Annotated in this window: 13 protein-coding genes; 2 read left to right on the forward strand and 11 right to left on the reverse strand. The window is 35.7% G+C overall.

Annotated features, from left to right (window positions below; translation table 11 throughout):
* The 10 genes from M2326_RS05225 to M2326_RS05270 form a co-directional block, all read right to left on the reverse strand.
* Positions 1-435, reverse strand: a 435-nt coding sequence (locus M2326_RS05225; protein ID WP_264618496.1) for a transposase, incomplete at its 3' end; no start/stop codon positions are given.
* 185 nt (positions 436-620) lie between these two features.
* Positions 621-2,081, reverse strand: coding sequence for an FAD-dependent oxidoreductase (locus tag M2326_RS05230; RefSeq protein ID WP_264618497.1), 1,461 nt, complete (start codon positions 2,079-2,081; stop codon positions 621-623).
* 814 nt (positions 2,082-2,895) lie between these two features.
* Positions 2,896-3,966 carry an ACR3 family arsenite efflux transporter gene (arsB, locus tag M2326_RS05235; protein WP_264618498.1) on the reverse strand — a complete coding sequence of 357 codons (1,071 nt, stop codon included), beginning with the start codon at positions 3,964-3,966 and terminating at the stop codon, positions 2,896-2,898.
* Between the two features lie 216 nt (positions 3,967-4,182).
* Positions 4,183-4,794, reverse strand: a complete 612-nt coding sequence (locus M2326_RS05240) for an arsenate-mycothiol transferase ArsC (RefSeq protein ID WP_264618499.1) — start codon at positions 4,792-4,794, stop codon at positions 4,183-4,185.
* 405 nt (positions 4,795-5,199) lie between these two features.
* A complete protein-coding gene (locus M2326_RS05245; RefSeq protein WP_264618500.1) occupies positions 5,200-5,667 on the reverse strand; it encodes a DUF6428 family protein in 468 nt (155 codons plus the stop codon).
* A gap of 170 nt (positions 5,668-5,837) precedes the next feature.
* Positions 5,838-6,170: an ArsR/SmtB family transcription factor gene (locus tag M2326_RS05250; RefSeq protein ID WP_264618501.1), complete on the reverse strand. Its 333-nt coding sequence runs from the start codon at positions 6,168-6,170 to the stop codon at positions 5,838-5,840.
* Positions 6,171-6,263: 93 nt separating this feature from the next.
* Entirely contained in the window at positions 6,264-6,524 is a 261-nt protein-coding gene (locus tag M2326_RS05255) for a heavy-metal-associated domain-containing protein (RefSeq protein WP_264618502.1), read from the reverse strand.
* 185 nt (positions 6,525-6,709) lie between these two features.
* Positions 6,710-6,970, reverse strand: a complete 261-nt coding sequence (locus M2326_RS05260) for a heavy-metal-associated domain-containing protein (RefSeq protein ID WP_264618503.1) — start codon at positions 6,968-6,970, stop codon at positions 6,710-6,712.
* 176 nt (positions 6,971-7,146) lie between these two features.
* Positions 7,147-8,349, reverse strand: coding sequence for an ammonium transporter (locus M2326_RS05265; RefSeq protein WP_264618504.1), 1,203 nt, complete (start codon positions 8,347-8,349; stop codon positions 7,147-7,149).
* A 44-nt stretch (positions 8,350-8,393) separates the two neighbouring features.
* Positions 8,394-8,732, reverse strand: coding sequence for a P-II family nitrogen regulator (locus M2326_RS05270; protein WP_264618505.1), 339 nt, complete (start codon positions 8,730-8,732; stop codon positions 8,394-8,396).
* Between the two features lie 598 nt (positions 8,733-9,330).
* Here M2326_RS05270 and msrA point away from each other — a divergent pair.
* Together msrA and msrB are read left to right on the forward strand one after the other, a co-directional pair.
* Entirely contained in the window at positions 9,331-9,948 is a 618-nt protein-coding gene (gene msrA / locus M2326_RS05275; RefSeq protein WP_264618506.1) for a peptide-methionine (S)-S-oxide reductase MsrA, read from the forward strand.
* A gap of 190 nt (positions 9,949-10,138) precedes the next feature.
* Positions 10,139-10,675 carry a peptide-methionine (R)-S-oxide reductase MsrB gene (gene msrB, locus M2326_RS05280; RefSeq protein ID WP_264618507.1) on the forward strand — a complete coding sequence of 179 codons (537 nt, stop codon included), beginning with the start codon at positions 10,139-10,141 and terminating at the stop codon, positions 10,673-10,675.
* Positions 10,676-10,856: 181 nt separating this feature from the next.
* On the opposite strand, the gene M2326_RS05285 is transcribed toward msrB, so the two are convergent.
* Positions 10,857-11,879, reverse strand: a complete 1,023-nt coding sequence (locus M2326_RS05285) for a glycoside hydrolase family 113 (RefSeq protein WP_264618508.1) — start codon at positions 11,877-11,879, stop codon at positions 10,857-10,859.
* Between the last annotated feature and the right edge of the window lie 81 nt (positions 11,880-11,960).

The following is an 11,960-nucleotide window of genomic DNA, read 5'->3' on the forward strand; positions in this document are numbered from 1 at the left end:
ATCAACGATGATAGACTTCGAACGAATAATACCTTTTTCGATAGCAATGGCTACTGTTTTGTTTATCAATAGATTTAATAGGTCGGTATCCTTTAGACGTAGTTTTCTAAATTTTGTTAACGAACTCGGATTGATAACATCGTCTTCTGGATTCATATCCAAAAAATATTTGAAGGACATATCGTATTGAGAACGCTCCACGACATCAATATCGGAAACAGTATAGATTGTTTTAAGTAGTAAATACTTAAACATACGAACGGGACTTTCTGCCATTCGCCCATTATTGGGACAGTACTTATTTAACAACTCATCGTAAATGAATGAAAAATCAATCAAATCATTAATTTTTCTTAATAGATTTTCTTTTGGAACTATTAAATCATACAACGAAGAATACTCGCTGAATTGTATTGTTTGTTGTTGTACTAACATCTAAAAAACACTTATAATTAGATTTAAATATAAGAAAAAAGGAGTAGAAATCCATAGATATCTACTCCTTTTTATGTGTCAATTTATTAGAAAGACTTTTTCAGTGCCCTCTTGGTTAGGTTTAGGTCTTTTTTTTAAAGTTCAGACGAGAGTTGTCTGTAATAATTGTATAACCTTAGATTATTTTAATATTTATTTTTCCTATTTAAAACACGTCCTCTCGGCTCGTTGCCTTCATGGAGTACAATGTCTGAATGTAAAAATTGTGCAGCTTCTGCTGAATGTTTTACTTTAATAGCAGATCGTTCTAGCATTTCTAATTCGAAGGGATTTAAAACCGTTTTTCGCAATCCGTTTTCTCGCCAATTCGACAGTGGTCTGCATTCACGAGTGATCGTACGAGCAAGAGATAGTGCATCTAGTAAGGCTTGATTTGCTCCTTGTCCTTTGAAAGGACTCATAGGGTGAGCTGCATCTCCTAGTAGTGTTATGAAATTATTTTTTTGTAATAATTCTATATTCAATAATTCTCTGTCATAAACTGGATAGCCAGAAACCTGAGTTGTTAAAGTTGCAGCTAAAATTTGCGGAATAGGAGTATGCCATTGTGTTCTACGGCAGGCTTCTTCTTTAAGGGCTTGTGGCCCTCTAAGGCTTAATACCTTTGCCTCTTCTTCGGGCAAAGGGTAGCTTAGTTGCCACATTATCGAGTCTGAATCATAGGGCATGATGTAGATTCGCTCATTGCCATTGGCAGTTTGGAAGACTGTAGCAGAATCAAGTAAGCTGCTTTCAAGCCCATCAAGAGCAGTCAAAGAGCAAATACCCAAAATAACAATACAATCTAGGTAGCGCAAAGGGGTAAGGTCATCACCAAGGAGTAATTTTCGTACTGTACTGCGAATTCCATCTGCTCCAACCACTAGATCTGCCTTGATAGTTTTTAGTTCTCCATTTACTTCAAAGCTGAGGTTCATTTTTTCATCGTCAGACTGCTTAAAGTTAATCAACTGATGTCCCCACTTTACCGCATTGTCTGCACCGAGTTGTTCTAGTAATGCTAATCGCAACGACTGCCGCGCGATATGAATATTAGTTCGTTTGGGCGGTTTTTTTTCCTCACCTTGCATCCACTTTCTCATTCCCCATTCGCCAATTACTTTTCCATCTGTAGTATGAACCAAATGTCTGGTAGAAACAACTCCATTTTTTAAAGAAATAATACCCAATCCCTCGATCGCTTTACTCGCTTGTTGCAAAGTAAGTCCATAGCCTTGAGATCGAGCATTAAAGCTACTATCACGTTCATAAAGTGTAAATGGGATTCCACGGTGCAAGCAAGCCACAGCCAAAGCAACGCCACCGATACCACCACCTATTATAGCAATGTTGGGATAGTTTTCTGTGTCAACTTCGGGAGGGAATACGGAAGAAATTAAACCCGATCCAGCACAATTTGGGCAAGAATCTAGGTGTGCCTTAGGACGAATAGGAGCTATTCCGTCACCATTCGATTTTTCAAAATGTTCCAATGCTTTTTGATAGTCGAGTCGTACTTTTTTATTAATTCTTCTACTTTTTTTTCCTCGTCCATGGCAGTCAGGACAAAAAGTCCAACTAGTGGCTGAGTTAATGACTGGTTTCACTTGTTTTTTAATTTATGGAAACAAATATAAAACAATAATTAGGAAAGGAGATGAGAACCTTTGTAAGTTGGTTAGAACCAAAAAAAAATATAATTGTGGACGTTATTCAATAAGTGACATGATGGAGGTTACTTTATGTTTATAGAAACTATTGGTTGCATATGTGATTTAAGTTTTTTAATAGTTGCTATAAAGGGATATTTTTTTGTTGTGAAATTTTCAAACTGGAACAGTGTATCGGATTGTATCTGAAGTCAAGTCTAATAGCTATCGGGATTGCACAGCTTCAGGGCTGAAAATAAAGATTATAGGAGACTTCGAAAAGTGAATAAGTTAAGAATGATTTATTAATTTTAATCTTTCGGAAGAATAAAGCAATCATTCATAGTGCTTCATTTTTTGAGAATAAAACATTTGAATTTATATAGATTATAAATGAAAAGGCTTGTAATTATTTATTGTTGCCGATATACTTTGTGAGCATATAATGAAATTCTGCGCTAACTATTTGTGATTAATCCGAGCGATCGTGACTAGTAGAGTGGTAAGTATACCCAACGTAAACTAAATATAATTAGTGATAGGTTGATTAATCAGATTTTACTTTCACTTACTTATTTGGATAGTGATAATTTGCAAAATCTGTATGAAACACAAAAGGTGTATTTCTGGACGGAGGTGACATTGCGTGAGGGATTGCAGCTTGCTACCGAAGTAGCGCGAAAAGCCCGACCGCATTACTGAAAACGGGCTCCTCACCGCAAAGTAAGGAGCCCGTTTTTGAGTAATGGGGTCACGCCCAAATAATAATTTTTTAGGCAGTAACTGTGTAATATTTTTTCTGGAACCAGAAGGCCAAGTTTACCAATGCGATTAGGGCGGGAACTTCGACTAAGGGGCCTATGACTCCGGCGAAGGCTTGGCCACTGTTGATGCCGAAGACTCCAATGGCAACGGCTATGGCGAGTTCAAAGTTGTTTCCGGTGGCGGTGAAGGCTATGGCGGTTGCTTTGGAATAATCGGCTCCGAAGTATTTGCCCAAATAGAAACTGCTCACGAACATCAAGGTGAAATAAATCACGAGCGGAATGGCGATGCGTACGACGTCCATTGGGATTTGCACGATCAATTCGCCTTTGAGGCTGAACATGATGACGATGGTAAACAGCAAAGCGATGAGGGTGATCGGGGAGATGAACGGAATGTATTTGGTTTGAAACCATTCTTCGCCTTTGAGGGCAATCAGTCCGTAACGGCTGATGATACCGAGTGCAAACGGAAGACCGAGATAGATCCCAACGCTTTCGGCGATTTGTGCAATGCTGATGTTGACTTCGAAACCAGTGTAGCCAAAATAAGGAGGCAAAACGGTGATAAAAAGATAGGCATAAACGCTGTACAACAACACCTGAAAGATGGAGTTGAGGGCGATTAATCCTGCGGCATATTCGCGGTTTCCTTCGGCGAGATCATTCCACACTACAACCATAGCGATACAACGGGCAAGACCGATGAGGATGACGCCAATCATGTATTCGGGATAGCCGTTGAGGAAAAGTAGTGCGAGGGCAAACATCAAAATGGGTCCAACGACCCAGTTGAGTAATAAGGACGCACCTAGGATTTTGGTATTTTTGAAAACGGTTCCCATTTGGGAGTAGTTGACTTTGGCAAGTGGCGGATACATCATTAATATGAGTCCGATGGCGAGTGGAATATTGGTTGTTCCTGACGAAAACGAGTTGATAAACCCACTGCTAGACGGAATAAAATACCCAATTGAAACTCCTATTGCCATAGCAAGGAAGATCCACAAGGTAAGGTAGCTGTCAAGGAAGCTTAGTTTTTTTCGGTTGGCGGCTGGTGCGCAGTTGTTTGCTGACATTGTTTGTTTATTGGAGTGATTTAGGATATGACCCGAGCGATAGCGAACAGACGAAGTAATTATTGATAGAACCAAAATATAAGATTTTGTAAAGGGTCTTCGACAAGCTCAGCCTGAAAGAGCGCTATAAAATGTATTGTTATTTACAAGAAAATTAATCTTAGCTAATCTGTGTTCAATTTAGTTCATGCTTATTCATGGAATTAGTGTCTAATTTTATTTGATTAGTGAAAACACATAAAATAATTCGGTAGCGATTTGTACGCTTCTTTCTTGGTATTTTTCTACTTTTTGTGGTGTGTTGTCAAATGCTTTCGGATCTTCAAATGTAATTGGAATTCGTTTTTCGGCTCCTGCGATGAATGGGCAACCTTGGTCGGCGCTAGAACAGGTTAAGATCGCAGCAAATTCTGATTGAGGATTGAAAGTATCATCAAAAGTTTTTGAAAAACAGATAATAGGATGTTGGTCTTGATTGTATTTTATGGCGTAAACAGGGTTTGTACCCTCGGATAGCATTTTGATTTGAAAACCAGCATTTTCCAATGTTTTTGCCGCCATGGGGTACATTGCTGTTGCTTCGGTTCCTCCAGAATAACAAACTACTTGTGGAATGGTGTAATGTGCTGCCGCTGCTTGCGCCCATACTTGTGATAGGTGACTACGACGGGAATTGTGGGTGCAGATGAAATTAAGAGCGATTTCTTTTTTGTCTGCGTACTTGGTTTGAATAAAATCAACAAGCGGTTGTAAAACGGTTTTCCTTTCTTCAGAAATGGAAGTAAAGTCTAGTGTTGCAACTAGTTTTTGAATGGATTCGAATAACATATAAGTTTCGGTTTTTATGTGATTTTTTATCGATTTGTCACAATGAGCTTGTCGAAGTACTTTATTCTAGTGAGGTCTTCGACAGGCTCAGACGGACAGTTGGTGGTTACATTGAGTTTGCAATAGTTTGTCACGCTGAGCTTGTCGAAGTGTTTTTTTTAAACGAGGTCTTCGACAGGCTCAGACGGACAGGTGGCAACTTAACTTTATTTTGAAAACGTTTGTCACACTGAGCTTGTCGAAGTGATTTGTTTTAGCAAGGTCTTCGACAGGCTCAGACGGACAGGTGGCAACTTAACTTTATTTTGAAAACATTTGTCACACTGAGCTTGTCGAAGTATTTTATTGCACTAAAAGGATTGTTTTAGCGAGGTATTCGACAGGCTCAGACGGATAGTGGTTGTATTAACAACAGTTACCGTCAGGAGAACAACAAGGTTCGTCACTTGAATCTGCGATTTTTACTTTTTGTTTTGCTGGTGAAATTCCACAAGCGTCTTCGGCTAGACAAGCGGTTTGTTTGTTAAGTAATGTAAAAGCGGTTCCGTTGAAACCTAAGTCGTATTTCCCAATAGTTTCAGACTGGTATTCAACTTCGATTTCGTAATCTTCGATACCTAATACTTTTTCAGACAAAGCGATGATGCTGGCTAATTTGGCTGGTTTTAGACGGTGCTCAAAATCGTTGGCGTTCCATAATTGGAAGTTAACAACAGATTCCTTACGAACGGTTCCACCACAATCGATGAAGTTTCGGATGATTAGTCCAACTTCGGTTACGTGAAAATGTTCTGGAACGAAAGTTCCGTTTGGTAAAACGAAGGTTACTGTTTCTACAGTATTTAAGATTGGTTTAATTTCTGACAGTTTCATATTGTATGTGTTTTAAATTTGTATTGTGTTTGATGGTATGCTGATAAAACGGATTCACTTTCGCGAAATCACGGATAAAAAGCAGATTTTTTTTAATTTTATTATCTTATTTTTTTAGTTAGCAAGCGAGGTTTCTAATAATTAAATCGGTGCTAATCTGTAGTTTATTTCTAGCAACAAGAACTGTTCTTGCTCTCCAAATAAGTATCTACAATCTGGAAAAATCCTTTTATTTTAGAAAAACCTACTTCGTCAAGACAGTAACAAATTGTATTGCCCTCTAAGCTTCCTTTAATTAAACCTGCATTTTTTAATTCTTTCAAATGTTGTGAAACGGTAGGCTGGGAGAGTGGTAATTCGTTGACGATATCACCGCAAATACAGCTATTCACTTTGATAAGATGTTGTATAATGGCAATTCGTGCTGGATGTCCAATGGCTTTGGTTAGTGTTGCAAGTTGGTTTTGCTCTATTGTGAAGTGTTCTGTTTTTGTTGTACCCATCGTTATATATTTATATTGCAATATTACGATAATAATAAGTGTAAAAAAAATAAATTGATTTTTATTGTGATAATATTATTAATCAATTCTAATTTAAACATCCAAACTTTCTTTTGGAATAGCATGAAAACCAACTGATTTTACTTTGGATTCTACTTGTTCTATAGTAATGATTTTGGTTGAATATACTGTAATTTCTCGTGGGAATGTATGGTTGTTTATCACTACATCTTTTATTCCGACAAGGGTTAAGATACTTTTTTTAATTATTTTTAAATCGGCTGGTTCTGTTGCATTAGTACCAAAAATACGGCCGTGATTTCCGGGGATGATGTTGTTTGATAGTAAGCTCATGATGATTGTTTTTTAGTTTGATACAGATTTAGATTCGTATTATATACTTAAAATTACGAAATTTTAAATAGTAAATCAACCTATTTGAGGGAATAGTTAGTATTTTGTAAATGGGTAAAAAAAAACATCCTTTATCTAAGGGGTAGATAAAGGATGTTTTTTGAATTTAAAATTCAATATAACATTTAAACGTGGAAAGGATCTTTGCTGATGGCGTGAAAACCAACTGATTTCACTTTTGATTCGATTAAATGTACAGGAATTAATTTACTTGAAAATACTTTAAATTCTCTGGGAAAAACCGATAAATTGATCAATACCTCTTTAATACCATCGATGGTTAAGATCATTTTTTGAATTGTTTTTAAGTCTGTTTCTTCTTTGGCATTTGTGCCAAATGAGGTACCGCGATCACCGGGGATCACATTATTTGATAGTAAACACATAGGTCATTTTTTTAATTATTTTGATAAACTAATTGTAAACCTAAATTACAACATTAATGTATTGGTAGATTTTTATTTTAGTTATACTATTCTAAATATAGTCTTAGATTTTTGTTAAAAAAAAACTCCCAACAATTGATTGTTGGGAGTTTTAGAAATCAGTAAGCTATTTGTGTTTAATCATTATATACATTTGAACCGTGTTCATGAATATCAAGACCATCAATCTCTTCTTCTTTAGTTACTCTTAATCCCATAGTTTTCTTAAGGATAAAAAGGACTACAAAAGATATTCCAGCTGCCCATGCACCAATTGCAAGTACACCAATTGTTTGAACTCCAAGTTTTTCAAAACCACCACCGTAGAATAAACCACCGTCTGTAGCAAAAAGACCAACTAATATAGTTCCTAATGCTCCACAAACTCCATGTACAGATACTGCTCCAACTGGATCATCAACTCTTAATTTTTTGTCGATAAATTCAATAGATATCACGACAACCATACCGCAAATTAAACCAATAGCAGCAGCTCCCATAGGATCAACCGCAGAACAACCTGCTGTTACACCTACTAATCCTGCCAAAACACCATTTAAAGTCATTGAGATATCTGGTTTTCCATACATTTTCCATGATAAGAACATTGCTGCCATAGCACCCATCGCTGCAGCTATATTTGTTGTGATAAAAACTCTAGTAACATTTGTTATATGATCTCCAGAAATTGCTAGTTCAGAACCAGGGTTAAATCCAAACCAACCTAACCATAGGATAAATACACCAAGTGCTCCAAGCACAATATTGTGTCCTGGAATTGCGTTTGATGTTCCATCAGGATTGTATTTTCCTATTCTTGGACCAACCAAAGCTGCTGCAACAAGTGAAGCCCATCCTCCAAGGGAGTGTACAACTGTAGAACCAGCAAAATCAGTAAACCCCATTTGAGCCAACCATCCACCTGCATTCCATACCCAGCTTCCAGAGATTGGATAGATTATTAACGTCATTAATAAAGAGAAAATTAAGTAGGTTGTAAATTTTGTTCTTTCTGCAATAGCTCCAGAAACTATAGTTGCAGCAGTAGCAGCAAAAACAGTTTGAAAAAATAAACTATGCATGTCAGTTGCATCGTCAAAGATTAAACTTGGTGTTCCAATAAAAGAACCAATTGATTCTCCGTACATTAATGAGTATCCTAGTAACCAGAAAGCAATACTCCCGATACAGAAATCCATTAAATTTTTCATTATTATATTTCCTGTATTTTTTGATCTGGTAAAACCAGCTTCAACTAGTGTAAAACCAGCTTGCATAAAAAATACTAAAATTCCGCAGATTAGTACCCACATTATGTCCATTACAGTATTCGTATCCATAGTTTATCTTTTTAATTATTATTTTTTATTGGGTCAATTTTTAATTATTTTAATGTTTCTCCACCTTTTGCACCTGTACGAATTCTGTATGCTTCTTGTATGTCAGAAACGAATATCTTACCATCACCTACATGTCCTGTTGATGCTGAATCAAGAATGGCTTTGATTGTTACTTCTTCATAGTCATCATTTACAACTATTGAAAGTTGTCTTCTTTGTATGTCAGATGTACTATAAGTAACTCCACGATATACGTGTCCTTGTTTTTCATTGCCTAATCCTGTTACATCCCAATAAGTAAAGAAACTTACTCCTACTTCGTGTAATGCTTTTTTTACATCAGAAAATTTTGATTTTCTAATTGTTGCTTCAATTTTTTTCATGTTTAATTTTTTTTTGAAATAAGATTATAACTTCAACTATTCTAATATAAGCGTTATCTTCTTTTTGTTGATTAATTGTTAATTTATTCTTTGTTTTGAGCGAATTTATTAACTTTTTCTAAAGACAAATAGTAAAAGACTAACTTTTTGTTATATTTTGAATCGAATTATTGATATTATAAATTCATGTCCAAATAAATTGGTAATTACTATTTATATGTAAAATGATTGCTATATTGATAATGCTATTTTTTTGTTATAAGGCCTAATTATATGGTGTTGTTTGTATTTTTGTTTTATAATTATGTAGTTTTAGGCTGTTTTTTACTAATTAAAATAGTTATACCCCATTATTTTTAGGGGTATTTTTTTTATGCTGTTATATTGGTTGTAATTTTAAATGAGGATAGGGTAGTTTTTTGTCAGGATGTAATTAAAGGGACGTCTATCAATAAAGAATACTGCTTAATGGAATTATGATTGTTATCTTAAGGTTTATACATGGACTATTGTATACAAATTACTTCTAACATAACTTTAGCAATTGTTATAAAACCAAAGCCAATTATCCACCGTATATTAGTTAAAACACACAGATATGAAAATACTACCACTTTTTGCCATACTAATGACATTTATAAGTTGTCAATCCCAAACCAAAGAATTATCCTTGAAACCCAAACCTGGAAAAGCAGTTGCTGTCTTTGCCGAAGGTTGTTTTTGGTGTAGTGAACACGTTTTTGAAGCTGTTTATGGTGTCGATGAAGCCATTTCGGGCTATAGTGGAGGAACAGCCAAAAATCCGTCCTACCACCAAGTAGGAAGCAATCAAACTGGCCATGCCGAAGCGGTAGCTGTTTTTTATGATCCCAAAAAAGTATCTTATGCACAATTAGTAGATGCTTTTTTTGCCTCTCAAGACCCAACGACTCCCAATCAACAAGGTCCAGATATCGGTTCGTCCTACCGATCTATTGCTTTCTACGGAAACTTAGACGAAAAGAAAATTATACAAGACAAAATTGCTGCTTTAAGTGTCGCTAAAGTTTTTGCAAAACCAATTGTTACAGAATTAAAACCCGTTTCAACTTTTTATGAAGCCGAGGACTACCACCAAGATTATGTAAAACTCAACCCGAATCAAGGTTATGTCCAAGGGGTATCTTTACCGAGGTTTAATAAGTTCAAAAAAGTATTTAAAGGAAGATTGAAGTAACTCTTTAAATATATTATTCTGCCGTAAAGATTTGATTATGAAATGGTTATGTATCGAAATGGTAATTTTTTTGCTAAAAAAGTGTACTAACTTAAACGATTTTGGGAAATTATTTTAAATTAAAAGAAGTACATGCTGCCTCTTTCTTCTTTATGTAGTCAAACTAATTATAAATTAAAAATGTAAAATTATGAAACGTTACTTATATCTATTAGCTATTCCAATTGTTTCTCTAGTTTTTATGGCTTGTATGCAAGCGAAAAAAGGGGATAAAGAGATGCAAGATATTGAAAAACCCCCACAAGAGAAACTGTCGTTGACGGATACCTCTTTGGTAAAAGTCACAAAGTCGGATGCGGAATGGAAGAAGCTTCTTACTGCTGATGCCTACCACATATTAAGAGAAAAAGGAACTGAATATCCTTTTCGAAATGCTTTCTATGACAACCATAAAAAAGGAAATTACTTTTGCGCTGCTTGTAAATTGCCATTATTCTCGTCAAAAACAAAGTTTGAGTCGGGTACCGGATGGCCAAGTTTTTATGATGTTTTAGACAAAAGTAGAGTTCATGAAGTGGTTGATAAAAGCCTCGGAATGGTGCGTGGAGAGATTGTATGTGCCCGTTGCGAAGGTCATTTGGGACACTTATTTGACGATGGTCCAAGTCCAACAGGTTTGCGATATTGTATGAACTCTGGTGCTATGTTATTTCAGGAGAGTAAATAAAAGGATAGTAATAATTATTTAAGCTTGTCGTAAACCTAATCGAAAGGTTTTGGCAAGCTTTTTTTGGCACTTAAGTTTTATGAATAATGACCATTCTGATTAATTTCGAAAACTACTAAACAATGATACATTGAAAACATGTATGTATCCTATGCTTTTTATTGAGGAATTCATTCTCAATTTATTCATACCATTTGGCAATCACTGCCAGGGCTGGTTTGTCTTGCGGGGTGTAATCGAGTTCCTTTTTTTTGTGGTAATCGTCAGCATACCATTTCCATGCAAAACCACCTGCATACCATTTTTGATGGTTCAAACTTTTGAATAATGCTTCGTAGGCAGTGGCTTGTGCAGCATTATTGAGTATAGATTGATTTTCTTTCCAAGGTTCTAAAGCTACATAGTCCGAATTGCGATAGCCAAACTCGGTAAAGAGAATGTCTTTTGACCATTTTTTGTGCGTTAGTTCCATTTTAGAGAGGTGTTTTTTCCAACCTGTTTCGAGTTCTTCTACACTTGGGTTTTCTTTGTCTGAAAGCGGAAAATAGCCGTCTATTCCAATATAATCCATTTGTCGCCAAAACGGAACACTATCAAAATCATCCCAATTGGCGGCATACGTCAATTTACCAGTATATATTTTCTTTATTTTGGCAATTAGTTGCATCCAGAATGCTGGACGTTTGGCAATAGGATTTCGAAGTTCTGTTCCAAAACAAAACAAATCTACTTTTGATTCTTGTGCAATTTGTGCGTACTCCAAAATATAGGTTTCATAATCGGTTTCCCAATTTTCCCATTCCTCATTGGTTTTAAAGTCCAAATTGCCAGTATAAAATTGGTGATTCACCCAAAGATGTGGTTTTATCATCACCTTCATCTGGTAGCTATGTGCTTTTTGAATGCATACTTTGATACCGTCTATACTTTCTCCCCACCATTGTCTTTTATGGTTGTAGATTACTGCAGCTTTGTCCATATCTACAAAAGCATATGGGATGAGTGAAATGGCATTGACATGATTTTTTACTAAAGCTTCAAATGTACTGTTGTTAATTTCTTTAATGGGAGCAACCAAGTTCATTCCTTTATATTCGATCAACTTTTTATTGGGTACTATTTTATTTGTATCTGCACTACAATACCCAATCACGCCAAGGGCTGATATAGCGAGTAGAAATAAGAGGGAAAGTAGTTTTTTCATAAAGATAAATATAATCATAAAGAATGGAATGTTCTTTTGGTCAGTTTTAATTAGTTGCTTGTTAACGTTCTATTTTACTGG

Origin of the sequence: Flavobacterium psychraerolatum, assembly GCF_025960985.1 — a bacterium.
Classification (GTDB): Bacteria; Bacteroidota; Bacteroidia; order Flavobacteriales; family Flavobacteriaceae; genus Flavobacterium.